The sequence below is a fragment of the Marinobacter sp. NFXS11 genome, from assembly GCF_040148675.1.
GTDB lineage: Bacteria > Pseudomonadota > Gammaproteobacteria > Pseudomonadales > Oleiphilaceae > Marinobacter.
In genome coordinates, this window is the sequence record NZ_JAGDDV010000001.1 from 1,190,351 (window position 1) to 1,215,690 (window position 25,340).

The window sequence follows — 25,340 nt, forward strand, 5'->3', positions numbered from 1 at the left end:
TTTATTTTATTGTCAGAAATTATTCCAGTTCTTGTCGTTGTCCGAGATCGCTGCGATGGGCAGCGGCCACTCGATGCCAAACGTAGGGTCATCGTGGCGAACGCCTGTTGCAGATTCCGGATGGTAGAATTCACTCGTGTGGTAATAGATCTCGGTGTCGTCTACGAGTGTCTGGTAACCTGTTGCGCAGCCCTCGGGAACGTAGAGCATCCGGCTGTTTTCCGCTGTCAGTTCAACTGCAAACCACTTTTTGAATGTAGGTGAGTCAGGGCGCAGATCCACAATGACATCGTAAATGGCGCCGCGCGGACAACGAATAATTTTCACTTCCTGATGTGGAGCTGTTTGGTAATGGAGTCCTCTGAGAGTGCCTTTCAGAGGGCTTACACCGATGTTGGATTGCTTAATTGAGGATACGAGGCCCATCTCTTCCATTTCTCGCTCGCACCACAGACGGCCGAAGAAACCTCTGTCATCGCCAATGCGCTTGACATCTATCAGGTAGGATCCCGAAATTTCCGTTTCAGTAAAGATCATCTGTTCGACCCCTAGATCTGCCAGACCAGGTTGCGATCGAGTTTGCCTTCCTCAATCAAATTCATGATGTGAGCAATACGTTTGTAACGAATGCCCTCGTAGTCGTCTTTACTGAGTCCGAATCGAAGATAGGATTCGTAGCACTGTTCAACACCCTTGCGCGCCGTCCACCTAGTTTTGAATTCTGGAAACACCTGATGAATCTTGTCAAAATTGACGCGGTAAGAGCGCGGGTCCGGACCGGCATCCTCTGCGTATTCGACCTCGCAGTTCGGTACGGTTTCCTTGACGAACTGCGCCAGATCCCGCATCTGGTAGTTTTCTTCGTTACTACCGACGTTTACTGCCAGGTTATGTATCACATCGCGTTCAGCCTTGAGGGCGCAGATCACTGCCTGGGTGATATCTTCAATATGAACAAGAGGGCGCCAGGGTGTGCCATCGCTCTTCAGCAGAATCTTGCCGGTTGTGTGGGCCCAGGCCACCAGGTTGTTGATCACAAGGTCGAACCGGATCCGCGGCGAAACTCCGTAGGCGGTTGCATTGCGAAGAAACACCGGGCTGAAAGTATCACTGGCCAACTTGGAAACGTCTTCTTCTACCAGCACCTTGGATTTGGCGTAGGGAGTAACCGGGTTGAACTGGGCAGTTTCATCAAGAACGTCTTGTCCCGCTTTTCCGTACATGCTGCAGGAGGACGCGAACAGGAAACGTTGCACGCCAACAGAACGTGCCAGCTCTGCGATTTTCACGGAAGCGTGATAGTTGATGTCATACGTCAGATCGGGATTGATATTCCCGAGCGGATCGTTTGAAAGTGCTGCCAGATGGACAATAGCGTCAAAGCCCTCAAGGTCTTCGGCTGAAACGTCGCGTACATCTTTGTAGATGGAGGGCACGTCCATGGGCTCGTCGCCATACGTGCAGTAGCGATAGAGATCGGTATCCAGGCCGGTGACATCGAATCCTTCCTCAAGCAGCATCGGCACCATAACCGTGCCAATAAAACCTCTGTGGCCTGTAACTAATACCTTCATAATCTCTCCTTGCAGATTCAGGGGCGCTTGATGAGCCCGTATTTGATGACGTCCATAAGTTCATTCTTCATCGGATCTTTATACCAATAGGCCCGTTTGAGAAGAAACATAGACAGCACCCGTTTGTCCTCAAGCGGTATTGGTGCTCTCCAGACGGCTTTGTAGTACTCCTTAATGCTTCGCCAGGTCTGCATCACCAGCTTTCGCTTTGCCGGATCCCAGAAATTCTTCTGGCGTTCGCTATCATCACGTTTCCAACTGCTGGCCTGCGGATGCATGCGGCGATTGAAGAGGTGAACAGGCACTTCTCTGAACTTCCCATAAAGAGACAGCTCGACAACCAGATTGATATCTGCTGCCACGTAGTTGCCGAGTAGCGCCGTGCGTGCAAGGGCATCTCGCCGCATAAGTCCGTAAATTACGTTTTGCAGGCCCAGATTTTGAATGCAGTCTTTAAACCGCTGGGAGGCAGACTCCGAAGTGAGATTCAGCTTATCGTCGTAAGCTTCTGTAAAAGCGCCGTATTCATCAATTATGTGGGTCTTGCCGTAGGCAAGAACTACATCGTGATTGGCCTCTAAAACCTCAAAACACTTTTCGATCAACGTGGGTTCAATCGGGTCATCTGCGTTCTGCCATCGAAAATATCTGGATCGGGCCGGTTCAAAACAGACTGTGTAGTTTTTCGACGCGCCCAGGTTAATCGAATTACGAATATACCGGATTCGCGAATCTCGCCCGGCGTAATCTCGGCAGATTTCTTCGGTACGGTCTGTGGAGGCGTTGTCGGCGATGAAGAGGTCAAAGTTGTCGAAAGTCTGGATCAGTACAGAGCGCAGGGTGTCTTCCAGATACCGCTCGCCATTATAGACAGGCAGGCCGATAGCCACCGGACTGGTTTCGTCGTACTGCTGATTCATGGTGCTATCCCTCGCCGAACCAATGACTTCAACTTAATGTTAATATTAGTACATTATTGTAACGAAGTGTAGCGAGCGCCCCGAAGTTTTCCGGCTCTGCGAGGCTCCGCTTCCTGCTAACACACGGACGTTTCTGGGACTACAGATTATGCAGCCTTTACGCATTCTGACACTGGCAGTTTTCGTCGCACTAACCGGGTGCGACTCATCCCATCCCACAGATTCAGGACCCGCGAATTCATTTTTCGAACGCGAAACCATCGACCCGAGTGGTCCAAATGCTCCCTGGGGCAAAACGTTCGGCGATATTGATGGCGATGGCCTTTTGGACATTGTAATCGGAGGGCATCGGCCGAGAAATCTGACTTTTTTCGAGAGGGTCGGGCGCAAACTCGGCATAAACGATTTTTCAGATCGTTTGGGCGAACTGGTGTGGTATGAAAACCCGACGTGGAAGCGCCACACAATTACCGAATCGTTGGCGACGAGGACAGATCTTGAAGTTTCGGATGTTGACGGCGACGGCGCCAACGACATTGTTTTGGTTTCCGACAGCGGCATCGTGTGGCTAAAAAATGGTGACTGGAGTCGCTATTTGATTGGTGAAGGCAAGTTTCATGATGTTGAGGTGGCCGACCTGGACCGTGACGGTGCACTTGACGTGATCGTCCGGAACCAGTCTCTGTTCGGCTATAAGAATGGAAATTTTATTCGGGTTTTCAGGCAGGTAACTCCAGAGCAATGGGCCTATGAGGACATCTCTGTCCCGCATGGTGAGGGGCTCTCGATTACAGATCTCGACAAGGACGGGTTCAAAGATATTGTGGCCAGTGACGTGTGGCTCCAGAACCCGGGTGACTCCCTTAATTCTTGGGAAAAGATCCAGTACACCGGCTCTGGTGAAGGTGGTTGGCACTGGCATGATGTCTACATCGATACCGGTGATTTCAATGGTGACGGTTGGCCGGACATTTTGCTTTCCCCATCGGAACCAACTGGGGCCTTCTATGAAATTGCGTGGCTGGAGAACCCTGGCGAAATAACTGACCAATACTGGGTAAAACACATAGTTGCCGAGGACGTCGAAACGGTCCACCACTTTGTGGCTGCGGCGGATGTCGATCTTGACGGAGATATGGATGTGCTCACTGCTGAAATGAATCAGGGTGAGGGTGAGAACCCGGTTTCGGTTTACTTGAACGAGCCGGACGGCTGGGTACAGGAAACCCTTTCTCTAGGGGGAGCGCATAGCCTCAGAGCGGTTGATATAGACAATGATTTTGATGTCGATCTGATCGGGACGAACTGGCAGATCGAGAATTTCCGGGGGGATTACCCAGTTTGGATCTGGCGAAATCAACTGAACTCCCGCCAAGGTTGGGTGCGGCATGTCATTGACGATGACCGACCCGGGCAGGCCACCGCCGTTCTCGCTGAGGATTTGGATGGGGATGGTCGGAAAGATTTGGTAAGCGGTGGGTTCTGGTATCGAAACCCTGGTGCGTTGGGTGAGCAATGGCAGCGCTCGGAGTTGGGGGCCGGGGCGACTGACGCTGCTCTCATTCATGATTTCGATCGGGATGGAAGGCCTGATGTCCTTGCCACTGGGTGGCGAGCCTATGGTTATCAGGCACCCTTTTGGGAAAAGCTGGCGAACTGGGTTGCTGATTCCCGGGATAAAGAAGGTAACCACGGAGAGCGACTTGTCTGGGCCAGGAACCTTGGCGCTGGCGAGTTCGAAATTCTTCAGAACATTCAGAGTGCAAGCGGAGACCTCCTGCAGGGTAGCGCAGTATTACCTGCAATGGGTTACAAGGAGGAACGTGTCCTCTTGTCCTGGCATGCTGCAGGCGAGGGCATCCAATCGATTACTGTTCCGAAAGAGGCTAGAAATAAGGAATGGGCGTGGAGTGAGTTCAGTTCCCTGTCATTGGATGAGGCCCTTACCGTCGCAGATCTGGACGCCGATCTAAACCCGGACGTCATTCTCGGGACAGTCATATTGTTTGGAGGAGAGGGCGGTGATTGGGAAACCGTCTGGATAGACGACGAGGGCCTGAAGCCCGATCGTCATGTGGTTTCGGATTTGAACAGTGACGGCCTCCCGGACATTGTCGTGGGGTTTGAAGCCGTAAGTGAGACAGGTGATTTGGTCTGGTACCAGCAATTGCCTCAGAAGGGCGACTGGGAAAAGCACTTGATTGCGCGAATAACAGGGCCAATGAGTCTTGGCGTGGCGGATATGGATGACGATGGCGATCCGGATGTGATCGTGGGAGAGCATGACCTCCGGAATCCAGAGCGGGCGAGGCTCCTGTGGCTTGAAAACCGGAACAATGGAGAATCGTGGTTGCCGCGATTGATACACAAGGGTGACGAACATCACGATGGCGCATTGGTCTTGGATTTGGATGACGACGGCGATCAGGATGTTGTTTCGATTGGTTGGGGACATCACAAAGTGATTGTTTACGAAAGCGCCAATTCTACTGGAGTTGCCTCTGACTAGCGCCTGAACTCTTTAAGTATGTATCGAACCTGATGCCACTCTTCGGTTTTCTTTAATAGCAATATCGCTGCGCAAATTGCTGCGAGTGCCGACGTGATAATGAATAAACACCCACGAATAGCCAATTCCCAGAATCCTTGAATCTCTCCGAGATGCATAACCATCATCAGGCCCGTACCTGCGGTCGATCCCACTGCTCCGGGTATTATTAGGAATAGGAGCTTCGTTTGGCTGAATCCAGTCCAGTGGTTAAGAAGCACCAATAATGCGATGGTGGTTGCTATCGCCAGCCCTCCGCGAATCCAGGCCATGTTTGTCAAAGAGCCTGTCGCAAAGACAAGCAAGACAATGATAATGATGGCCGTCGAAATCAGATCGAAGGTAAACAGTGCCCGCACTCGCCCAAGCGCAATAATGGCATCGCTGATCAGCGCGAAAAGACAAAAGGTCAGGAAAAAGAGTGCGAACGGTCGCAATAGGTGGCTGTACGCCTGCCATTTTTCGCCGAGAAGAGTCAGGACAATTAGGTCGGGGTACAGCATCAGAAAGGTTGTGAGGGGGGTGAGAACGGTCACCATGATTGCGAGGCTGAATCTAACCCGGTAGGCCAGTGAGTCAGGATCGTCCTTCACCCGGGCAATCGACGCCAGAAGCGGCTCGCTCATTGGAATGATTGCGGAGAGGGCTGGCAACAGGCTGATTTCACGGACCAGGTTGTAACCGCCTAGTGCAGAAGTGCTGAACTGCTTGGAAACGATCAGGTTGTCTATTTGTGAACGCGTAAAACCGACAATGCCCCGCAGCAAAAGCCACTGAGAAAAATTCCATTGTTCCCTCGCATTCTCAAGGCTCCATTTGGGTCGGTATGGATGAACCCGATAAGAACCGATGGCAAACACGGCTGCAGAGAGCAGGCTTCCCAGAACGATGGCCCAATAACTCTGGTATAGCCAGGCGATGGTGATCACAGCAATAAACGATAGTCCCTTTTGCCAGAGGGTGAGCCTAAATAGAGGGCGGTAATCTATCTCTCTGACGGCTTTCATCATTCCGGGGGTACGAAGAGCCCGGAGGGGGAGGGCAAGGGTGGCTATGGCCAGAGCAAGCGCCAATTCCGGCGTTTCGAAAAAAACAGACAAGAGCGGTGCTGAACAAATTACGGCGAGAGCAACGAAAGACTTGATCAGAATGTCCATTGTCCAGGCAGTATTAAGATCGCTGTCGTGGAGTGTTTCTTTCTGGACAATGTACTGTTGGTTCCCGATCTCCGCCAGCAGCTCAAAAAACTGGAGGACGATGGTGATCAACGCGATAATCCCGAAATCATCAGGCGTCAATAGTCGAGCGAGGATCAGCGTGCTGATGATACCCAGTCCTCGCTGAACGACCTGCATGCCCAGCAGCAAAGCAGCACTTTTGATGACTTTCAGGCTGGCGGACATAAAGGTTATGCAATTTGGTAGAGGGTTTGGCGTTTACTATAGGCAGAAAAAAAGCCAGCGCAAGCTGGCTTTTTTCTACCTGAGAACTAGGAGTAATCAGGCTTTACGGCGGCGGGCAGCGCCCAGACCGGCGAGACCAAGACCCAACAGGGCAAGTGTGCCTGGCTCGGGAACAGCTTCAGTCACTACAGAGAGAACTGACTTGCCTACGTAGAAGTCACCGCTAAGAGACTTAACCGTAACGTCGAGGTAGCCATCAGCATTCAGTGCACCCAAAGCCTCTGCTTCGAGATTGCTGCCGAAATCAGCTGTGCCAAACTGGATGGTCCCGGTGTCGAAATCGAAATCTTCGATCTGGAACAGGATGGTCTCGAACAGGGAGAACCAGCCATCACGATCGTCTGCGACGTCGATTTCCAGGGTGCCACTTATTGCGCTACCCAATACGAATCCATCATCGTTGATGTTGTGGGTGTAGGAGTGGCTGTCCCACATATTCAATTTCACTGCCTGGTTAACCGTGTCAGTGATCATGCCTGCCTGCGCGGTCGCAAAAGTCATGAATACGCCTGCAGCGACTCCTCCAATCAATTTGTTCATAGCATCACCTTCCTGTGTTTAGTGTCGTGTTGCAGTGATTAACTAAGCAATGGCGGGGCCAACATGAGTAAAGCTATATAAAACAGTAAGTAAGGAATTTATGAATGAGGTAGTAGCCGGTCAGGTGTAAAACGGGTCGACAAGCCAGGGCTGGGTTCAGATATCAGTCTCGGCCTCAAAGGCAGCAATGCGGTCCAAAGCCTCCTCACAGGTTGAGGTTTTGCACGCGGCCTGCAGCGAAATCAGTGCGAACCGCGTTCTTCCGCTGTAGATCGCGGGCAGTTGCAATAACTTGGCTTTAACGTAGGTGTCTGTGCGGAAGGCGCCAACAGCGTAAATATGTGAGACAACTACCCTCCGAGGTGTGCTGATGCGCCTCCATATTTCCTTGCCTGGGGCTGGTGTCGCTTCCCTGAACCACATATCGCGATCCACGAGTGGCGGTAGGTAGGGGACGATCTTTTCATCCGCAGAATGACGTTGGATCTGTGCCAGAGCTACGAAAACCTCCGTGCCTTCCTCCATGAAGAATTTTTGTTCAAGTTGATCAGGCACCTGGAGATATAAGGGAAGGGCCGGCGCACTTATTTCGCGGAAGTCAGCGCCTGTGATCGAGAGTGGAGGCTCCTCTATCTCCCTCGCCTGAACCATGAAAACCGCCCCTGTCCCAGCCACCAGTGCGATAAAAATAAAACCAAAGGCGGGGTAGCTGATCACGTGATCATTACCGATCTGTAAAGTTTTTCGGCGCCTCACTGGAGCCAGAGCAAGCGCTGGTAGTATAAAAGCCGCAAACACTATCCACCCGAACAACTCGTGTTCACGAACCAGGGAACTTTCCATATTTGTCCAGTCTGCTATCAGCACCAATGCAATGATGCGGACCCAGTTAATAACCAGGGCCAGGACGACAGAGCAGGACATTATCATTGCCCAGCCTCGCCACCGATAGTCGTTCAGGATTGCCGTGAATGCTCCAAGCACCATTGCTATCGCGAGGAAGCCGATGCCTGAACAACCGTCTGCAATAACGAGTCTGCCGTAGGCGAGCGTAATGTTGCTGCCTTCAATCAGTGCGGTTATTCCCATGGCGCTGACTGCGCTCCCGACGACGACGGTGGCCACGTCCACCAGTATCGGAATGAGGTCAGCCCATATAGGCAGGGATAGGCTGAGCAGGAGAAGGTAGGGAATGAGCTTCAGCGCGCCCCCGAGCCCTAGTAGAGTCCACGTGATTGCGAAAAGGCTGACTGGCAAGGTGAGATAGGCCAGCGTATCGATTCGAACCAATTCAAGTGCTGCCCACGCGAAAGTGATAAGAATGAGCAGTATTCCTCCAACGAGACGACTACAGAACCTTTTTTCAGGCCAGCTGCTATCCAGAGGTGGGTGAACAATAAGGAGGGCCAAATAGGCAATAGCTGTGGGTAGGCCGTGTGACATGGTCTGCTCCCACTTAAGCCAGATTTCACCGAGCCTGGCCCATGAGGGATAGAAAACCACAACGGATGCGAAGGTGGCCAAGAGAAAGGGCCAAGCACGAGAAAGCCGGGGAGCCAAAGTCATCCGTAACCTGAGAATCCTGTTATTGATTTACTGCAAAGAGTATCGCCTTATTCTTCTCTCGTCATCAGATCTGGCCCGGAAAATGCCCCACCGCATGGGCGGTGGGGTTTCTGGATAGTGCTAGCGGGCCTTAGGCTTTGCGGCGCCGAATGACACCGAGGCCGAAAAGGCCCATGCCAAGAAGTGCAAGCGTTCCAGGTTCTGGAACCGCGACGATGTCCTCCACATAGACCAGCATGTCGTTGTAGTCCATATCTGATCCGTCCTCGAAACCGAGGATATAGTCATCGCTCTCCCAGAGTACGCATTTCTCAGGAGTATCTTCACTGCAGCCGTAGGTTATTTCGCTGCCAAGATTGATCTGCTGCCCCTTTCCTTTAATGGCAACAAAACGCTCTACGCCGCCATTACGTTCGGCATCGGAATAGATCACCGGAGCGCCACCGCGACCCAGGTAGAAACCGAATTCCTCACTGGCGAAGCTACCCTTTTTCTGGTTGTTGACGTAAACGCTGTAGCTCCCACCGGAGATGTCGAAACTGACTTGGGCGCGGTTAGCGTTGTCAGTTACGGGCCCGTTGAAGCCGCCACTGGTTGTGAAGCTGCCTTCGTCTGCACCGTTAAACAACTCGACGTAGTCGTCGCCGTTGTAGATGCCGAAAGACTGCTTGGACAGCATAGACGTGATTTCAATCAGAAAGGTTGCTGTGCTGTTGCTTCCGTCTGGGGAAGAGGTAAAAAATGGTTCAGTGCTTACGTCGTTGTTTTTGGTATCGCCGAGCACATTAACGCTGCTTCCCGAGACAATAAGATTGTCGTTGATAATCTCACTGAGATTCGCCTCAGAACCGTTGTTAATGAATGCTGCTTGAGCAGACATGGCGCTCAGACACGCTACAGCTAAAGTCGTTCTGGCCAATTTCATTGTAATGATACTCCGTCAAGGTGTAGTGCGTTCCGTGCAACCCGGCCATCTCAGAGAGATCCGTGGCTTTCCGTCCCACTCTCGCGAGAGGTTTGGCGTCGGGGAAATGTCCCCACTCTTCCTGATAAGCGAAATCCGCGCCACAAAATAAAAACAACCATAAAACAGTTAGATGGAGAGCCCATCAATAGGATTGTGTAAAGCTGCTTTGCATGAGATGTAAAAAAACCAGACACGCTTTCGAGTCTGGTTTTTATCGGTAACACTAGACAGCTAGGGTTACAACGCCCTGCGAACCTCGTCGAGGTGCTTTTTGAATTCTTCGTTATCTGGGGCCATTGCGAGCGCTCGTTGTAATTGATCCATTGCTGCACGGTGTTGACCGTCGAGGTGAAGAATCCAGCCATAGGTATCGAGAATCGCTGGGTTCTCCGGCTCAATCTCGGCAGCACGAGCTGCGAATTCAAGTGCACGGGGGGTGTCTGTATCCCTCAGTGCCCAGGCAAGATTGTTCAGGGCCGTTGTATGTGATGGGTCCTGCTGTAATACCTTTTGGTAGTGATTGGCGGCAGCCATGATGTTTCCTTCGGTCATCAACTGATTTCCGCGGGAAAGGTTCGCTGGAACGCTATCAGGGGCGAGATCGACCCATTCGGCCGTAAGTTCGCTGGCTTTCTCTTTTGCGACCAGATTGGATAGCTGAACGAGGGCCGGGAGTACCGTAGGGTCACTGTTCTCGCCCCAAAATTCATAAAGGGTTTGAAAAGCTTCTTCAGCGCGATTATCCGCCTCCAGGAAAGCAGCCCGTGCAATGGCCACCCCGGCCGTTGTTCCGAAAACTTGCTCGACTTCCAGTACAGCAGCCTGAGCTGCGTCGATATTACCCTGTTGGGTGCGGATTCGTGCTGGTAGCAGAGCAAACGCCTGATTTTCGGGGTTCAGTGCAAAAGCCTGCTGAGCCTTTTTGGCCGCTGCATCCCATTGTTCTGAGAGTGTTAGTTGTTGTGCTTCCGCAGCAAGCAGATTGGCTTCAGCGGTCTTGAGAGACGCTGATTCGATTCCTTTGCCGGCTTCCGCTAGCCGGGAACGGGCTGTCTCCAGTTGCTCTTCGGATACCAGCCAAAGAATCTCCGTAGCGACCAGCGCATTGGCTAATTCGGGCTCAGCCTGACCGACCGACTTGGTCCAATCGGATACGGCGGACTCGCTCTGATTATTGGCGGCGTGGAGCCGGGCTGCCCTGAATAACAGAGGTAGTTTTGGCTCGGTTTGTTTGGCTGCCGCGACAAAGCTACTGACGGCTTTCGCTGGTTGACCCGTCTCCTGATAAAGCTGGGCCAGCGTAATGTTTACTTCAATGCTTTCAGGGTTGGTGGCACGAAGGTCTTCCAGCTTATTGATTGCGTCTTCGGTATTGCCAGTTCCTGCTGATGAGATCGCTGCAAGAAGCTGCGCAGAGGGGGCCTGGGGATAGCCGTTCTCAAGGGATTGTTGCAACTCTCTAAGTTCACCGGTTTGGCCCTGGCGGATTAGTAAACGCACGTAGGCCGCTGTGGTGGGCCAGTCGTCCGGTTTGTTTGCGAAGGCAATCCGGAGTTGTCCAAGAGCTTGCTCGGGCATTCCTTGACGTTCGTAATAATTGGCTAGGGCCAGTCGAAGACGAACGTTCTCGGGATTGAGGCTTAAGGCCCGGCTCAGACTGGCGACACCCTCGGACTGAGTGTCTTCGAGACTCAGCGCCACCATGCCGTGCATGGCCAGCAGTTCCGTGTCGTCGGGGCGGGCCTCGATTGCTCGAGCCAATGTTGTATAGGCTTCCCTGCGCTCACCCTTGTCGATTCGAGCCATTGTTGTAAGCCGAATGAAGCGGGTGGGAGACGTTTCCGGATCAATATTCTGAGAAAGCAGATCCAGGCCCTCTTGAAGCCTGCCTTGTTGCAGATTTAGCGCGCCAAGAGTAAGAGCGATTCTTTCGTTATCCGGGTTTAATTGGAGCAGGTCCTGGAGGGTTTCAGAGGCTTCGTCGAAGCGACCCTCCTTAATCGCAGAAATCGCTGACTTTGCCTGATTCTCAAGATCTGAATCGGTATTCTCTGCAAGAACCCGGTTATATACCTGTGCCTCGGTAATACGGCCCTGTTCCGTGAGCACTCGAGAAAGCAGTGTCAGTGTTTGTCTTCGCACTGGCAGAAAAAAGTCAGAGGTGGGTAGGGCGCCCACAGCTGCCGTTAGAGCCTCCACAGCCGGCTCAAGGCGGTTCAGCGTATACAGTGCGCGCCCCTTTAACATCAGGACCTCGGAGCTTTCAGGGTATTCTGCGAGATAGGAATCGGCCTCGGATACTGCTTTCTGAGGATTGTTCAGATGCAGATAGGTTTTCAGGATGCCGGCGGTGGCCGTTTCCACTTGCCAGCCCTCAGCAACTGCCTTTTCGAATTGCTCAATGGCTGCCTGGTAGTTCCCGGACAGTCTCAGCGCTTCACCTCGCACAATGGCGGCACGCCCTTTTTCTTCAGGAGTATCAACGTCGGCCAGTTGCAATGTCTCACGCGCGGATAAGTGTTTGCCTTGCCCAATGTAAGATTCTGAGAGGGCAAGGGCGACCTCGCCAGGCTGTTCATTCAGCCGTGGAACCAGAAGAGTCTCGACTTCCGGATAGGCACCTACACGCAGATAGAGATCGGAAAGGCGTAGGACGTAATTCAGATTGTCAGGTTCCTGCTGGATGGCATTTTTTATTTCCAGCATGGCGGATCTGTACTGTCCTTGCTCTGCGTAGGTTTCACTTCGATTAATGTGAGTGAGACCTTCGGGCTCTGTTGAGCCCCCGCCGCATCCGGCCAAAACTAGCGCTGCCACCAGGCTGGTGCAGATATACAGACCCTTGAAAAAGGTAATCACGCGTTCATTCTGGCGGTGTCGCTCGAACATGGGGACTCTTGTTACGTTATCCATAGTATTCCTGCCTGGCTCTTTAGCTCTCTGGTGAAGCTTCGGAGGTTTCGATGTTGTATTTATCGGTAAGGCTGTAAATGGTGGGGCGTGTTATGCCAAGTAATCGGGCCGCCCTCGCCATATTGAATCCGCTGACCTGAAGTGCCTGGTTAAGCGCACGCCGCTCTGCGGTTTCACGAATTTGGCGAAGGTTCAGGCATTTCTCATCTTGCGTTGACGTAGCTTGAAGGGACAGGTCTTCGGCCGTGACTCTTTTACCTTCGGCCATTATGATCGCGCGCTTGACCTTGTTGATCATCTCCCGCACATTCCCGGGCCAAGGATAGTTATTGACGGCGCTTATGGCGTCCTCGGCGAAGGACAGGTTGGGGCGGTCGAGCTCTTTCCCGATACTTTTCAGGAGTGATTGGGCGAGAACCAGGGCATCGCCATCACGATCCCTCAGAGCAGGGACGTCAAGCGTGATTTCGCTAATGCGGTAGTACAGATCCTCCCGGAATTCGCCGCCTTCAATAAGCTGGTTCAGATTCCGGTGGGTCGCGCAGATAACCCGTACATCAACTGAAATCGGTTCGATCGCGCCAACGCGATCAATCATCCGTTCCTGAAGAAATCTGAGCAGTTTCGCCTGCAGCGCGAAAGGCATGTCCCCAATCTCGTCCAGGAAAAGCGTGCCACCGTTGGCAGATTCGATTTTGCCCTTTTTGTTCTGTGTTGCGCCGGTAAAAGCGCCTTTTTCGTAGCCGAAGAGCTCGCTTTCTAAAAGGGCTTCTGGGATTGCCGCGCAGTTAATGGCCGCGAAGGGCTTGGAGGCTCTAGGGCTGAGGTCGTGGAGTGCACGCGCAACCAGCTCCTTGCCGGTTCCGGTTTCACCGTTGATCAGCGTGGTCACGTCAGTCGGCGCAATCTTTTCTAGCGTTCGGCAAACCTGAAGCATTTGTGGGCTGGCCGCGACAATGCCTTTAATATTGGTGGCGTTCTGCTGGTTCGCCAGTTCACGATTCTCGCGCTCAAGTTCATACAGCCGAAAAGCTCTATCAACGACAAAGGTCAGGATATCTGCATCCAGAGGCTTTTGGTAAAAGTCCGATGCGCCCATTCCAACGGCTTTGACAGCATTCTCCTTGTCTTCGCGGCCGGTAACGACGATGACTTTGGTTAGTGGTGCGAGCCTGAGAATTTCTTCCAGAAGACTGAAACCCTCAGAGGCTCCCCCTGGGTCGGGGGGGAGGCCTAAATCCAAGGTCACTACTTGGGGCTCTTCTCGTCGCAGGAGTGCCAATGCGGATTCACGATCCGACGCGAGGCTTACTTCCAGATCATCGCTGAAGCACCAGCGCATTTGGCTTTGGAGTCCCGGGTCGTCTTCTACGATCAAGAGTCGTCTAGTCACAACAGCATTAAATCCTTTTTGAGAGTTTCCCTTGCAAAGATTCTTAACCGAACGTTGACACTTTGCAATGCTCGATGGAATTTATTGGAGTGAGCGCCGACTAATTGACGCTCTCTTTTGGGTGGTCCGCGTCATGATCTGGTCGATATGTTAGTGCAGTCAGTGGTGCCGTCTTTTCGAATGCAAGGGGAATCCACACAGAGAAACATGACCCAATCCCGGGCTCGCTTGTAACATCGATACTACCCCCAATTTTCCGTATGTATTCCCGTGCCTGATAAGCACCAATACCCATGCCCGTCAGGCCTTTGGTGCTTTCAAAAGGTTTGAACAATTGGTCGCTGATGAATTCTTCTGTCATTCCTGAGCCCGTGTCTTGAATGAACAGAACTACGGAGCCTTTGGAGGTCTTGATTGTAAGAGTGACTTCCCCTGTGGGCGGTGTCGCGTCCTGTGCGTTCTGAATCAGATGGCCCAATACGCTGCGGAGATGTTCTGTGTCAGCCTTAATGATCGATTCTGGTGGAGAGCCGACTACATGCGGTGTTGGCGTCCGGTGCTGATAATGCGTCACCAACTGCTGAACCAATTGTGTCAGGTTGATCGGCTCAAGATTGACCGTTTCTTCGGTGTGAGGTTTTCGAATGTGATCTACCAGATTCGACATTTTCCTCACAGCGTGTTCAGTCGTATTGATCATGTCGTCAATGAACGCAGGGTTATTGCGATGCTTTGGCGCATTTTTCACCAATAGTGACAACTGGGCAATAACGGTTTTCAGGTCATGAACCATAAAAGAGGACGCCTTGCTCACGGCTTCAAACTGCATCGCACGGGATAATCTGTATTGAGCATCGGCTTGGGCGAGCAGGTTGCAGGTCTGCCGAGCCACGACCTTAATAAGGTCAAAGTTTTCCCAATTGAGTTCCACGCGGGCGTATGGGTTGCCGACAAGAGCCATCCCATAGAGTTCATTACCCAGATAGAGTGGAATGATCAGCCAGCAGTCAGGAGTTTTTGCTATTGCGTCAGGAATTTCCAAAAGGTTGTAGCTGACCGGATCTGCCTTGTATTCATGTAGGTCGACAATCCACTCACGATCCCGAAAAAAGCGAACCAGTTCGGAGTTGCCCTCGATCATGGTGTATTTGGGTGTTGAGAGATTGACCGAAGCTTTGAGAACGTAAGCATCCTGCTCGCCAATGAGCCAAATCGCCCCTGCGTTACTTTCAACCAGTCCCGCGAGAATCCTTATGACGCGCTGGGGTAGAGGAGGGTCGTTACTGAGATCGGCAAGCTCCCGCGTCATTTTCAGCCATTCTTCGCGGTAGTCGTACTTGTAGTCAAAAAAGTTTTGGCTGATCAATACCATCAGTTTGGAACGGATGCGCCTCGAGAGGAGGAGCGTAGTTAGGAAAACAAGCGAAATCGTGAAAAATAGAACCTGAAGCGCGTCGCCCCATTGCCCACCCAGGGTTCGAACATAATAGCCACCGAGAGCAAGAAACAGCAGATAGCCACCGGCAAATATCAGTGTTCCACCATGAAAAACTGCCGATCGGGACAAATGAAAATCAACAGGCTGCCTGCGGGTGTTGATAACATTGACCGCGAATAGCGGTGTCAGGAGAGCATTTACAAAACCGCGGGCGTTCCAGAAGGAGTCTGCAACATGCCCAAAGAGAAGGGCATCGGAGTACATAAAGAAATCGAAGGCGAATATAGTCCCCGCGCCAATGCACATGTATTTTATACTTGACCTTCCGAAACTGGGAGAATTGCGCCAGATTTGCTCGACGAGAGACAGGCCCAGCAGGGAAAGTCCGATTTGGCCGAGAAGTTTGATTTTCCCGCTAGCCAAAGCCAGATCGGTAAAATTCTCGATGAGCCCGATTGCGAGCAGAACCAGAAGTAGAACGCCTGCGCTTGCGCCCAGGATCTGCTTCACTTTTCCGGTAAGCTTGTTTTGCCTTAGTCCGTCTTTCAGCAACGCAAATAGCAGGTAAATCCAGGCGGCATCCCGAAGCAGTTCAATCAGATATCTAAGGTTAAAGCCCGGATAGCCCCAGATGCTCTGACTTACGAGCGAACAGGCCCAAACGGCCGTTACGGTTGAGGCAAGCGCAAGGGCACGGTCGACTCCGCGGCGAAGGTATCGTGCCGCCACCAAAATCGCCAGAAGTCCGAACGTAATCGCAGCAAGTGAATAGCTGAGTACGTCCATGTTGCTGAACATGCCAGAGTGCCCCGCAAAGTAAGTCCTTTAAAAAGAATAGCTCTTTTTAGATGAGAATAACTTATGTAGCCAATGTTTACTAAACCGGCCTCTTATTCTCCCGATAAAACCGGAAAATCTCCTTCAGCGGACGCTTCGGCTCAAACCCGAATTCCTTCACAAAAGCCCGCCCATCAATCACAACAGGATACTTGAAGAACGCCATCAGGTAGGACGGAAAGCTCTTTAGCTTCAACGTTCCGAGTATCAACTTCGGAACCATCGGCGGAATAGAAGGCACCTGGATTCGCTTGCAGCCACATAGTTTGAGCGCGTGCTGATAGGCCACCCAATCCTGAGGGGCGACGTTGTACACGCCACGTGTCGGTTTTTTATACGCCAGTACAATGGCATCGGCCATGTCATCAATATGGATAAATTGCATCATGGGTGAAAACCCCGCTAACACGGGTGCGCGTTCGCTGGCCAACAGGGTGCTGATGGTGTTGCGCACGCCCGGGCCCACGATATTGCAGGGGCGCAGGATGGTGATGTTCAGTTCCGGATAGCGCCACAGGTAGATGTTGGCCAGGTTCTCCAGCTCCACGGAGTCGATGAGGTCGGCACTGAGTCCTGCGCTCTTGAGGGGGGCTGCTTCGTCGATAAGTGCGGGATTGTAGGCCACCGCTCCGTACACGTGGAACGTTGAAAGCACGACCACTCGTCTGATGCCGTACTTGTGGCTCAGGTCCAGAAGCTTCTGGGTGCCGAGCACGTTGGCGTTGTAGCGCCGCATGCGGGTGAGCTGGCTGGACATAATCCGGCCCATGTGGATCACGCCATCAAACTCATAGCGCCGGAACAGATCCTCGAACACCCTCTTGTTGAAATCGATGCAGTAGCTGGGGATGTCGTCGCCCAGGTAGACCTGTTCACGGAAATCCACGGCGACCAGGTCGCAGGTATCCCGAAGCTGTTCGATAACTTTCTGGGCGAGGGCGCCGGCGGCACCGGTGATCAGAATGTGCGGTCTGCGTTGTTCGCTCATCAGAAAAGCCTTTTCCTTTCGCTCAGTCCCTTGTCGATCAGCCGGCTGATTTCCGCCTTGACCTTCTCTACGCGTTCTGTGACCTGTTCTTCGGGAATTTCAAGGTCGTCGAAGTACATCGGGGCTCCGAAGTTCAGGTGAACTTTTGCCGGCAGCACCACGGGCATGGCGACCGGGGCATAGGGAATGCCCAGGGCTTTTGCGAGGGGCTTTATGTTGGCGATAGCCGGGATGGTTTCCTCGCAACCCACCACGCCAACGGGCACGATCGGCGCCTTGTACTTCATGGCCAAGTGCATGAAGCCGTTGCCAAATCGTTTGAGCTGGTAGCGGTCGTGGTAAAGCTTGCCCGAACCTCGAATGCCCTCGGGGAAAACAATCACGGCTTCATCATTGGCGAGCATCTTGGCGCAGTTGACCGGGTCTCCAAGTACAGCGCCAACTTCATTCAGCAAATTGCCCAGCCAGGGCACGGTTGGAAAAAAGCGTTCAATCATGGCCCTTGGAATGCGGGCGTCTTTTTCCCGGGAGGCGAGGGCATAGCCAATCAGCAGGCCGTCGATAGGCAGCTGTCCGCTGTGGTTGGCGATGATCAGTACTGGGCCATCCGCGGGAATGTTTTCCACCCCGTGCGCCTGAACCCTGAAGTACTTTTCGTAAATCTGTTTGGTGAGCGAAAGCCCGTATTTCATAGCTTCGTTGTTGTAGCCCCAGGGGTCGTAGCCCAGGCTCCCGATGGGCTTGCGGATCCGGTTGATATGTTGATCCAGTTCCGCGGGAACCAGTCGGGATTTCAGAAACGATGCCAGGCTCATGATTTCCTTCCAATGAATACGCCTAATGTGTGGCTTTGCCCGCTATTTAGCACCCGATAATCGCTGGCTGCATTGGCGGTTTCGACGCACAGCATGGACTGCCAGGCCGTATCGGGAAAATCCGAGAGCTTGGCCGACTTGGCCGGGCCGGGGTTCCACACCACGGTTGAGTCACTGCCCACGGCTGAGAGCTTGCGGCCAGTTCGGGGTGTTACGATCGTCAGTGGCTCGCCGCTCTCATAGATGCGGTCCGTTTCGCCCTCGAAATACACCGGGCCTTCCTGGTTGCGGTATTCCCAGTTATCCAGGGTGTCGATGTACTGGCTGTTTCCGAGGCCCAGCACTCGAGTCCGGATTATGTCGCTGGTCGGCAAATAAGTATGGAGCGCCTGGGTAAAGGCCAGGGGATCGTTCCCCAGGTTGGTGGTTGTCAAAGCCAGTTGGCAGCCGCGGATGGAAAAGCTGAAGGTGAGCAGGGCGAGCGCATGCCCGATCCAGACATCACTGAAATCTTCATTGGCATCCAGGGACAGGCTGATTTCCACTTCGTGGGCGTTCTCCCGGACATCTTCCAGTTTCCAGAGCGCGGTACGGGCAAATCCGTGGGCTTGGTCGGTCTGGATGCGTTTCCGCACTTCCGGCGCGTTGCGGGCCGGATCGCCAAACCAGGGCCAGCACACGGGGATGCCGCCGCGGATGGCTCGACCGGGTTCGTACCGGGCCGCTGGGCTCATCCAGAGCCAGTCAGATTCGTCCTGAGGTTTGAAGCTTGCCAGATGAGCGCCCTGAATAAACACGGTGGCCTGGAACAAAGGATGGTGGACCTCAAGAGCTTCCAGTTGTCCGATCGTTTTCCAGCGCGTGAAGGACCACTGGCCCGGCGAAAGTGAGAGCGGTGGCCTGTTACTGCTTTCTGACATGGTTAGCTACTGAGTGAAACCGGTTAAGTGTATTTGCCTACACAGAGAGTAAATTAAAACTGCCGCTGCGGCGAGAATTGCGCCTAAAATATGCTCAAATTCAGTACGAGGCCTGCCGATGGAAACGCCGGTAATCATTCCGATCCATGATCCCCTTATCACACCTTTGCACAGCGCCCGGGATGCGGTGGTGGGCAGTGATGTCCAGTCGATGGATCTCACGCCGGAGCAACAGGAGCCGGTGTCTGAGGACTGGCTGGATGAACTGGCTTTGGGGCTGAGCGAGCACGGCTGGATGTCGCTGGATATGAGGGCGCGGCTGGGCGCCAACCTGTTGGCTGCGCTGAAACAGGAAGTGCAGATTCTGGATCGTACCGATGCCATGAAAAAAGCCGGCATCGGGCGCGGCAGTGATCTGGTGCGAGACCGGTCGGTGCGGCGTGACAAGATTGCCTGGCTGCAAGGCATTACAGCACCTCAGGCCGCACTGTTCGAGTTTTTCGAGTCAATTCGCCAGGGTCTGAATCAGAGACTGTTTCTGGGACTGAAGCGATTCGAGACTCATTATGCTACCTACCACGCAGGTGATTTCTACAAACAGCATCTGGACAGTTTTAAGGGCAGGGCATCCCGGGTGGTGAGTTTGGTGCTTTATCTGAACGAAGATTGGCAAGCAGCTGACGGTGGAGAGCTTCAGGTGTTCAATCGCGACAACGACAATGAAGTGTGCGGAACCGTGTTGCCAGAGTCGGGTCGAATTGCTGTGTTCATGAGCGAAGAGGTTCCTCACGAAGTGTTGCCGGCAAACCGCACCCGTTACAGTCTGGCCTGCTGGTTCCGTCTGGATGAGGTGCCGCTGCCTTTGTAAGACGGATGCTGGCGGACGTGCTGATTTGTCATTGTAGTGTGCAAACCCTTTTGCTAATATGCGCGCCGCTTTCAGGGAATTGTCCTGAAACGCCGTTATGGTGGCTCCATTGGTGCCTCCGCAACATGAAACCGTGAACCCGGTCAGGCCCGGAAGGGAGCAGCCGAAGCGGTGGAATTGTGTGCCGGGGTGTCGCTGATGGAGTCACCCCCAGTTTTTCCCTCCGTAATACTATTGCCCTGATTTTTCTCTGATATCTCTGGTGAAGTCTCTCTGCTTTTGCCGCCTTTTCCTTCGGTTTTCGAAACCAACTCTGCTTCTTATAGATCTGTGTCCATGCTAAGGTTAACCCAGTTTTTCACTGCAGTTGGCGGAACATGAGCTACCAGGTACTTGCCCGTAAATGGCGCCCACGCACCTTCGAGGATATGGTGGGCCAGGAACACGTGCTCCAGGCGTTGATTCACGCCCTGGAAAGCCAGCGTCTTCATCACGCTTACCTGTTCACGGGGACCCGTGGGGTAGGCAAGACCACCATTGGCCGTCTGCTTGCCCGCTGCCTGAACTGCGAAACCGGCGTTACTCCGAATCCCTGCGGTGAATGCTCAAGCTGCCTGGAGATTCAGGAAGGCCGGTTTGTGGATCTGATCGAGATTGACGCCGCGTCCCGGACGGGCGTTGATGACATGCGTGAGCTGACCGATAACGTCCAGTATTCGCCCACCCGTGGCCGCTATAAGGTGTACCTCATTGACGAGGTGCACATGCTGACGAACCAGTCGTTCAATGCCTTCCTGAAGACCCTTGAAGAGCCGCCCGAACACGTCAAGTTCCTGCTGGCGACGACTGACCCCCAGAAACTGCCGGTTACGGTGCTTTCCCGGTGTCTGCAGTTCAATCTTAAACGCATGACTCCAGAGCACATCGCCGGCCACCTCCGGCATGTTTTGGGTGCCGAGGAGATTCCGTTCGAGGAGCCGGCCCTGTGGCTCCTGGCCCGGGCTGCTGACGGCAGTATGCGGGATGCCTTGAGCCTGACCGATCAGGCCATCGCCTTTGGCGACCAGAAGCTGTCGGCCAGTGATGTCAGCAATATGCTGGGCACCATTGATCAGCGGGATATCGAGCGCATTGTGAACGCACTCGTTGAAGGCGACGGCCCCGCCTTGCTGGCGGAAATCAGCCGGATTTCCGACTTTGCACCGGATTACAGTGTGATCCTGGCCGATCTGCTATCGCTCTTTCACCGGGTTACCATGGAACAGGTGGTTCCGGGCAGTGCCGATAACGCCCTCGGTGATGCCGAGCAGGTCCAGGCCCTGGCTCGCAAGCTTAGCGCCGAGGATTCCCAGCTTTTCTATCAGTCTGCGCTGATCGGTCGCAAAGATCTCGCCATTACGCCCGATGCCCGAATGGGCTTCGAGATGACGCTGCTAAGGATGCTGGCCTTCCGGCCTGGCGCTGACCGTCGAGAGCCGCCCGCAATAAGCTCCGGTGGTCAGTCTTCCGCCTCCGAGCCACGGGATGAGCCCGACCCGGCGCCGACTCCGCAAATAGAAACGAAACAGCCCGAACCGAAGCCGTCACACTCTGAACCGGCAGCGGAAGTGGCCGCGGAGCCAGCTCACGAGACCAGCGAAGCTCCTGCACGGACAGAGCTTGAACCTGCACCTGAGTCCAAGATCCAGGAGGCACCACCTGTTGCGGAGGAAGATGCATCCTGGCTGGCTAGCCTGGATGCCCAAGCTGAGGCGGCTGGAGATTACGAGGAGAGCTATCCGTTAGCTGATGAAACTCTGGTTGCAGAAGAGCAGACGCCCGAGGTTGCCGCCGAGCCAGTTGTTCAGCCTTTACCGGCTTCGGAACCTGCGTTTGTGGAGCCCGAACCAGCGCCTGAGCCAGCGCCTGAGCCAGCGATAGAAGCTGCAGTTGAACAGGAGCCTGTACCGGAGGGCGAGTTTGTTTGGCACAGGGATTTCCGGAGTCTTGGCATTGTGGGTATGCCCGGTAATCTGGCCAGTCACGGCGCCATGTCGCGGGATGGGGATATCATTACTCTGACCATCGATGAGGGGCACGCACGGTTGTTGAACAGCCGGCACGAAGAAAAGATCCTGGCTGCCTTGAGAAACCGCTTTGGCGACTCCATTCAGCTACGTATAGAGCGGGGTGATACAGGACCGGATACACCGGCGGCCTATGAGGAGCGGCAGCGAAAGGCTCGCCAGAAAGCGGCGGAAGCGTCCATTCGCAAGGATCCGGTCGTACAATCTATCGTTGAACGATTTGAGGCCAGGGTCGTCGAAGAAAGTATCCGGCCGACCGACACCAGGCCAGAGACAAACAGGAGATAAGGTATGATGAATAATATGGGTGATATGATGAAAAAAGCCCAGAAAATGCAGGAAGAGATGCAGAAGGCCCAAGAAGAAATCGCCAAAGCAGAAGTCACTGGCGAAGCCGGTGCCGGTCTGGTCAAGGTCACCATGAATGGTCGCCACGACGTTCGTAAAGTCGACATCGACCCATCCCTGATGACCGAGGAAAAAGATATTCTGGAAGATCTTCTGGCCGCCGCTGTAAACGATGCCGTGCGGCGTGTTGAGGAAAATCAGAAAGACAAAATGTCCGGTATGATGTCGGGCATGGGCCTGCCGCCCGGTTTTAAAATGCCGTTCTGAATTTCATTCTGCAGTCGTTTGAGGACCTTTCATGGCGTTCAGCCCCCTGGTTGATGAGCTTGTAGAATCCCTTCGTTGCCTTCCTGGAGTTGGCCAGAAAACTGCCCAGCGCATGGCTTTCCATTTGCTGGAGCGTGGCCGCTTCGGCGGCACCCGACTTTCCGAGGCACTGAGCCAGGCCATGAGTGGTGTCCGGCGGTGTGAAAGCTGCCAGAACTTTGCCGACACCGAGGTCTGCGGGATCTGTGAAAATCCCCAGCGGCGCACTGGTACCCTCTGTGTGGTGGAAAGCCCTTCAGATCTTCTGGCCATTGAGCAGGCGGGTGACTATCGCGGCGGCTATTTCGTCCTGATGGGGCATCTCTCACCGATCGACGGTGTTGGGCCTGAGGAAATCGGCATCGAGCGTCTGCTGAAGCGGATCCGCGACGAAGGCGTGACTGAACTGATTCTGGCGACCAACCCGACCGTGGAGGGTGAGGCCACGGCTCACTATATTGCCGATCGCCTTGATGGCCAGGGTATCCTGATAACCCGTCTGGCCCATGGCATACCGGTGGGTGGGGAGCTCGGTTACGTCGATGGCTTTACCCTGACTCACGCATTCCGCGGTCGCAAACCACTGTCCGATTGAATCTGACCGAATAAACCTACCAGGCACGTTTATGGATATTTCTGCCAAGGCCGCTGTGGCTATCGAGGTTCCCCCGGCTCCGGCCAATATTGACTGGATCCGGGAACCGCAAGCACTGGACGCATGGCTGGATCGGGCACCGGGCAAGCCTTTGGCGCTGGACACCGAATTTGAGCGCGTAAACACCTTCTACCCGATACCAGGGCTGGTTCAGTTGGGCCTCAATGGTGAGTTTTGCCTGGTGGACCCTTCCGTTGCCGAGCAGTCCCGACGATTCCGGGAAGTCCTGGCGGACCCGGGTACCTCAAAGCTTCTCTACGCAATGAGCGAGGATCTGGAGCTTTTTCGCCAGTGGCTGAATCTCCAACCTGCCGGTGTCATTGATCTTCAAATCGGCGCCGCGATGGCCGGGGCAGGGTTCTCCCTGGGTTACGCGAGACTGGTGGATACCCTGTTCGGTGAGGCTCTGGACAAGTCCGCCACCCGCTCTGACTGGCTGGCGAGACCGCTGAGCGATGCTCAGCAACGCTACGCAATTGACGATATCCGTTTTCTGGAGCCGATGTACCAGTGGGTCAGTGCATTACTTCGCGATCGCGGTCTGGAAGTGGCTCTGGTTGAGGAATCGGCGCGTTTTGCCAATGAACTGGCAGGGCAGGAGGATCCCGACAACCATTACCTGAAACTGCGGGCCGGATGGACCCTCTCGGCTCAGCAACAGGGTGTTCTCAAGGAACTGGTGCGCTGGCGTGAGCGGGAGTGCCAGCGGCGGGACCGGCCAAGAAACCGTGTGCTGGCAGATGCACTGTTGATTGCCATCGCGGAAAGGCTGCCGGCGTCCGTGAAGGAACTTTCCAACATTCAGGGAGTGCCATCCGGCGCAGTCCGTCGTTACGGCGATACCCTGATTGAACTTGTTAGCCGGGGATCGACCGCGGATAATTCGTCCCTTGAGAGGATTGCGCCACCGTTGTCCCGGGATCAGCAGGGATTCTTTAAACAGTTAAAGCGTCTTTTCAGGAGTGCGGCTGAAGATGCTGATATTCCAATGGAATTGTTGGCGCCGAGAAAGCGTTTGGAAAAGGTTGTACAGCAACCGGACCTCGCGCAACACGAATTTTTCCAGGGTTGGCGGGCGCAGATTCTTGCTCCGGTTCGCGCTGATATCGAGGAATTACTGAAGTCATGAAAGAGCGTGAATTTGTCTCTGTTTTCCGGAGCAGCAAGAAGAACGACACCTACCTTTTTGTTCGCCGCGAGCAGAAATGGGAAGAACTCCCCGAGAACCTCCGGGGTATTTTCGGGCAGCCGATTCATTCCATGGATCTGGTGCTGACACCGGATCGCAAGCTGGCAAGAACCACCGGAAAACAGGTGCTGGAAGCCATCGGCGAGAAAGACTTTTTTCTGCAGATGCCGGAAGAGCAGGAAGGTTACGTGGTCGACTTCAAACGCAAGCTGGATCAGCGCAATCCATGATTGCTCAGGTTCCGTTCTGGCAGCGTAAGCGCCTGCATGAGATGACGCCTGAGGAATGGGAGTCTCTTTGCGACGGTTGCGGAAAATGTTGCCTGAACAAACTGGAAGACGAAGACACCGGCGAGGTTTACCACACCGATCTCGTGTGTCGTTACATGAACGAGGATACCTGCCAATGCACCGTTTATGAGGACCGGCTGCAGAAGGTGCCGGGCTGCACGGTGCTGACACCGGGTACCGTCAACGACTACCATTGGTTGCCATACACCTGCGCCTACCGGACCCTGGCTGAGGACCGGCCTCTGGCCGACTGGCATCCGCTGCGAAGCGGGGATCCGGATTCGGTGCATGAGGCCGGCGTTTCGATCCGACACAAGGTGATATCAGAGGACCGTGTGCCGGAAGAAGACTGGGAAGAACACATCATTCACTGGATCCTGTAATGATAGATACCGATGCACAACTGGCCTATGGGATTTTCTGGGCCGCCTATGCCATAGCCTTTGTCGTGTTTTTTTACATGATGAAAAGCCTGACACGTTTCCTCCCGTTTTATGGGGTGCGGACCCTGATCCTGGCTGCTCTGGTGGCTTTGCTGCTTACCCCGGTTGAATCACCCGATCTCGCCGGTTGGTGGATTCCGGCCTGGCTGTTCGGCGGCTACGAAATGATTCTTGGCGACGCGGATGCTTCGGGCCGGGCCCTGTTTAATCTGGGCCTCGCCGGCTTGGTCATGCTGCTGGTCTGGGTGTTGGACCTTGTTCGGTATCGTCTCGTTCGGAAGTAATGTGAAAAA

Annotated in this window: 21 protein-coding genes, 1 other RNA gene, 1 pseudogene and 1 riboswitch; of the genes and pseudogenes, 10 read left to right on the forward strand and 13 right to left on the reverse strand. The window is 53.9% G+C overall.

From position 1 onward, the window contains the following. Positions 1 to 12 precede the first annotated feature (12 nt). Genes rfbC through J3362_RS05605 form a run of 3 tightly spaced genes read right to left on the reverse strand, consistent with a single transcriptional unit; the run spans position 13 to position 2,494 of the window. A complete protein-coding gene (gene rfbC, locus J3362_RS05595) occupies positions 13 to 537 on the reverse strand; it encodes a dTDP-4-dehydrorhamnose 3,5-epimerase (protein ID WP_349518510.1) in 525 nt (174 codons plus the stop codon). Positions 538 to 548: 11 nt separating this feature from the next. Continuing rightward, entirely contained in the window at positions 549 to 1,574 is a 1,026-nt protein-coding gene (locus J3362_RS05600; RefSeq protein WP_349518512.1) for an NAD-dependent epimerase/dehydratase family protein, read from the reverse strand. Positions 1,575 to 1,591: 17 nt separating this feature from the next. Then, positions 1,592 to 2,494, reverse strand: coding sequence for a glycosyltransferase family 2 protein (locus tag J3362_RS05605; protein ID WP_349518514.1), 903 nt, complete (start codon positions 2,492 to 2,494; stop codon positions 1,592 to 1,594). Positions 2,495 to 2,642: 148 nt separating this feature from the next. On the opposite strand from J3362_RS05605, the gene J3362_RS05610 reads away from it, so the two are divergent. Continuing rightward, positions 2,643 to 5,003 (forward strand): FG-GAP repeat domain-containing protein, encoded by a 2,361-nt coding sequence (locus J3362_RS05610; RefSeq protein ID WP_349518515.1) that lies wholly within the window; start codon positions 2,643 to 2,645, stop codon positions 5,001 to 5,003. On the opposite strand, the gene J3362_RS05615 is transcribed toward J3362_RS05610, so the two are convergent. From J3362_RS05615 to J3362_RS05660, 10 genes and pseudogenes are all read right to left on the reverse strand, one after another. Next, a complete protein-coding gene (locus J3362_RS05615; RefSeq protein ID WP_349518516.1) occupies positions 5,000 to 6,445 on the reverse strand; it encodes a lipopolysaccharide biosynthesis protein in 1,446 nt (481 codons plus the stop codon). The two genes, J3362_RS05610 and J3362_RS05615, sit on opposite strands and share 4 nt — an antisense overlap. Positions 6,446 to 6,541: 96 nt before the next feature. Further along, positions 6,542 to 6,622: pseudogene (locus tag J3362_RS19805) on the reverse strand (PEP-CTERM sorting domain-containing protein); the annotation flags it as partial. Between the two features lie 579 nt (positions 6,623 to 7,201). Then, positions 7,202 to 8,488, reverse strand: coding sequence for an archaeosortase/exosortase family protein (locus tag J3362_RS05625; protein ID WP_502882407.1), 1,287 nt, complete (start codon positions 8,486 to 8,488; stop codon positions 7,202 to 7,204). A 253-nt stretch (positions 8,489 to 8,741) separates the two neighbouring features. Beyond that, entirely contained in the window at positions 8,742 to 9,491 is a 750-nt protein-coding gene (locus J3362_RS05630; RefSeq protein WP_349518519.1) for a PEP-CTERM sorting domain-containing protein, read from the reverse strand. Positions 9,492 to 9,568: 77 nt separating this feature from the next. Continuing rightward, positions 9,569 to 9,643, reverse strand: a riboswitch (cyclic di-GMP riboswitch). Between the two features lie 172 nt (positions 9,644 to 9,815). Then, positions 9,816 to 12,467 (reverse strand): tetratricopeptide repeat protein, encoded by a 2,652-nt coding sequence (locus tag J3362_RS05635; RefSeq protein WP_349518520.1) that lies wholly within the window; start codon positions 12,465 to 12,467, stop codon positions 9,816 to 9,818. A 43-nt stretch (positions 12,468 to 12,510) separates the two neighbouring features. After that, positions 12,511 to 13,869, reverse strand: a complete 1,359-nt coding sequence (gene prsR / locus J3362_RS05640; RefSeq protein WP_349518521.1) for a PEP-CTERM-box response regulator transcription factor — start codon at positions 13,867 to 13,869, stop codon at positions 12,511 to 12,513. Between the two features lie 115 nt (positions 13,870 to 13,984). Continuing rightward, the gene (gene prsK, locus J3362_RS05645) at positions 13,985 to 16,120 is read right to left on the reverse strand and encodes an XrtA/PEP-CTERM system histidine kinase PrsK (RefSeq protein WP_349518523.1); all 2,136 of its coding nucleotides are present in this window, start codon (positions 16,118 to 16,120) and stop codon (positions 13,985 to 13,987) included. Positions 16,121 to 16,199: 79 nt separating this feature from the next. Then, positions 16,200 to 17,147, reverse strand: coding sequence for an SDR family oxidoreductase (locus J3362_RS05650; protein ID WP_349518524.1), 948 nt, complete (start codon positions 17,145 to 17,147; stop codon positions 16,200 to 16,202). Continuing rightward, complete coding sequence (locus tag J3362_RS05655; protein ID WP_349518525.1) at positions 17,147 to 17,962, reverse strand: lysophospholipid acyltransferase family protein; 816 nt, start codon at positions 17,960 to 17,962, stop codon at positions 17,147 to 17,149. Before J3362_RS05655 ends, J3362_RS05650 begins: the two co-directional genes overlap by 1 nt. Beyond that, positions 17,959 to 18,882 carry a D-hexose-6-phosphate mutarotase gene (locus J3362_RS05660; RefSeq protein WP_349518526.1) on the reverse strand — a complete coding sequence of 308 codons (924 nt, stop codon included), beginning with the start codon at positions 18,880 to 18,882 and terminating at the stop codon, positions 17,959 to 17,961. Before J3362_RS05660 ends, J3362_RS05655 begins: the two co-directional genes overlap by 4 nt. Before the next feature lie 118 nt (positions 18,883 to 19,000). Here J3362_RS05660 and J3362_RS05665 point away from each other — a divergent pair, with 118 nt between their 5' ends. The 9 genes from J3362_RS05665 to J3362_RS05705 all read left to right on the forward strand — a co-directional run bounded on the left by J3362_RS05665 (position 19,001) and on the right by J3362_RS05705 (position 25,331). Beyond that, positions 19,001 to 19,750, forward strand: a complete 750-nt coding sequence (locus J3362_RS05665) for a 2OG-Fe(II) oxygenase (RefSeq protein WP_349518528.1) — start codon at positions 19,001 to 19,003, stop codon at positions 19,748 to 19,750. A gap of 107 nt (positions 19,751 to 19,857) precedes the next feature. Next, positions 19,858 to 19,954: signal recognition particle sRNA small type (ffs, locus tag J3362_RS05670), an RNA gene on the forward strand. 173 nt (positions 19,955 to 20,127) lie between these two features. Next, the gene (dnaX, locus tag J3362_RS05675) at positions 20,128 to 22,104 is read left to right on the forward strand and encodes a DNA polymerase III subunit gamma/tau (RefSeq protein ID WP_349518529.1); all 1,977 of its coding nucleotides are present in this window, start codon (positions 20,128 to 20,130) and stop codon (positions 22,102 to 22,104) included. 3 nt (positions 22,105 to 22,107) lie between these two features. Further along, a complete protein-coding gene (locus J3362_RS05680; protein WP_349518530.1) occupies positions 22,108 to 22,431 on the forward strand; it encodes a YbaB/EbfC family nucleoid-associated protein in 324 nt (107 codons plus the stop codon). Positions 22,432 to 22,462: 31 nt separating this feature from the next. Next, positions 22,463 to 23,065, forward strand: coding sequence for a recombination mediator RecR (recR, locus tag J3362_RS05685; RefSeq protein ID WP_349518531.1), 603 nt, complete (start codon positions 22,463 to 22,465; stop codon positions 23,063 to 23,065). 31 nt (positions 23,066 to 23,096) lie between these two features. After that, positions 23,097 to 24,254, forward strand: a complete 1,158-nt coding sequence (locus tag J3362_RS05690) for a ribonuclease D (RefSeq protein WP_349518532.1) — start codon at positions 23,097 to 23,099, stop codon at positions 24,252 to 24,254. Beyond that, positions 24,251 to 24,544 carry a YcgL domain-containing protein gene (locus tag J3362_RS05695; RefSeq protein WP_349518533.1) on the forward strand — a complete coding sequence of 98 codons (294 nt, stop codon included), beginning with the start codon at positions 24,251 to 24,253 and terminating at the stop codon, positions 24,542 to 24,544. The genes J3362_RS05690 and J3362_RS05695 overlap by 4 nt, the downstream gene beginning before the upstream one ends. Beyond that, positions 24,541 to 24,987: a YcgN family cysteine cluster protein gene (locus tag J3362_RS05700; protein ID WP_349518534.1), complete on the forward strand. Its 447-nt coding sequence runs from the start codon at positions 24,541 to 24,543 to the stop codon at positions 24,985 to 24,987. The genes J3362_RS05695 and J3362_RS05700 overlap by 4 nt, the downstream gene beginning before the upstream one ends. Then, positions 24,987 to 25,331, forward strand: a complete 345-nt coding sequence (locus J3362_RS05705; RefSeq protein ID WP_349518535.1) for a hypothetical protein — start codon at positions 24,987 to 24,989, stop codon at positions 25,329 to 25,331. Before J3362_RS05700 ends, J3362_RS05705 begins: the two co-directional genes overlap by 1 nt. Positions 25,332 to 25,340: the final 9 nt, after the last annotated feature.

Bases quoted from the DNA above. Each gene is read 5' to 3' on its own strand.
- J3362_RS05695 (WP_349518533.1), top strand. From the start codon at position 24,251: ATGAAAGAGCGTGAATTTGTCTCTGTTTTCCGGAGCAGCAAGAAGAAC.
- prsK (WP_349518523.1), bottom strand. From the start codon at position 16,120: ATGTTCAGCAACATGGACGTACTCAGCTATTCACTTGCTGCGATTACG.
- recR (WP_349518531.1), top strand. From the start codon at position 22,463: ATGGCGTTCAGCCCCCTGGTTGATGAGCTTGTAGAATCCCTTCGTTGC.
- dnaX (WP_349518529.1), top strand. From the start codon at position 20,128: ATGAGCTACCAGGTACTTGCCCGTAAATGGCGCCCACGCACCTTCGAG.
- J3362_RS05680 (WP_349518530.1), top strand. From the start codon at position 22,108: ATGATGAATAATATGGGTGATATGATGAAAAAAGCCCAGAAAATGCAG.
- J3362_RS05690 (WP_349518532.1), top strand. From the start codon at position 23,097: ATGGATATTTCTGCCAAGGCCGCTGTGGCTATCGAGGTTCCCCCGGCT.
- J3362_RS05635 (WP_349518520.1), bottom strand. From the start codon at position 12,467: ATGTTCGAGCGACACCGCCAGAATGAACGCGTGATTACCTTTTTCAAG.
- J3362_RS05705 (WP_349518535.1), top strand. From the start codon at position 24,987: ATGATAGATACCGATGCACAACTGGCCTATGGGATTTTCTGGGCCGCC.
- J3362_RS05610 (WP_349518515.1), top strand. From the start codon at position 2,643: ATGCAGCCTTTACGCATTCTGACACTGGCAGTTTTCGTCGCACTAACC.
- J3362_RS05630 (WP_349518519.1), bottom strand. From the start codon at position 9,491: ATGTCTGCTCAAGCAGCATTCATTAACAACGGTTCTGAGGCGAATCTC.
- J3362_RS05625 (WP_502882407.1), bottom strand. From the start codon at position 8,488: ATGTCACACGGCCTACCCACAGCTATTGCCTATTTGGCCCTCCTTATT.
- J3362_RS05600 (WP_349518512.1), bottom strand. From the start codon at position 1,574: ATGAAGGTATTAGTTACAGGCCACAGAGGTTTTATTGGCACGGTTATG.
- J3362_RS05605 (WP_349518514.1), bottom strand. From the start codon at position 2,494: ATGAATCAGCAGTACGACGAAACCAGTCCGGTGGCTATCGGCCTGCCT.
- J3362_RS05655 (WP_349518525.1), bottom strand. From the start codon at position 17,962: ATGAGCCTGGCATCGTTTCTGAAATCCCGACTGGTTCCCGCGGAACTG.
- J3362_RS05650 (WP_349518524.1), bottom strand. From the start codon at position 17,147: ATGAGCGAACAACGCAGACCGCACATTCTGATCACCGGTGCCGCCGGC.
- J3362_RS05615 (WP_349518516.1), bottom strand. From the start codon at position 6,445: ATGTCCGCCAGCCTGAAAGTCATCAAAAGTGCTGCTTTGCTGCTGGGC.
- J3362_RS05660 (WP_349518526.1), bottom strand. From the start codon at position 18,882: ATGTCAGAAAGCAGTAACAGGCCACCGCTCTCACTTTCGCCGGGCCAG.
- J3362_RS05700 (WP_349518534.1), top strand. From the start codon at position 24,541: ATGATTGCTCAGGTTCCGTTCTGGCAGCGTAAGCGCCTGCATGAGATG.
- J3362_RS05665 (WP_349518528.1), top strand. From the start codon at position 19,001: ATGGAAACGCCGGTAATCATTCCGATCCATGATCCCCTTATCACACCT.
- rfbC (WP_349518510.1), bottom strand. From the start codon at position 537: ATGATCTTTACTGAAACGGAAATTTCGGGATCCTACCTGATAGATGTC.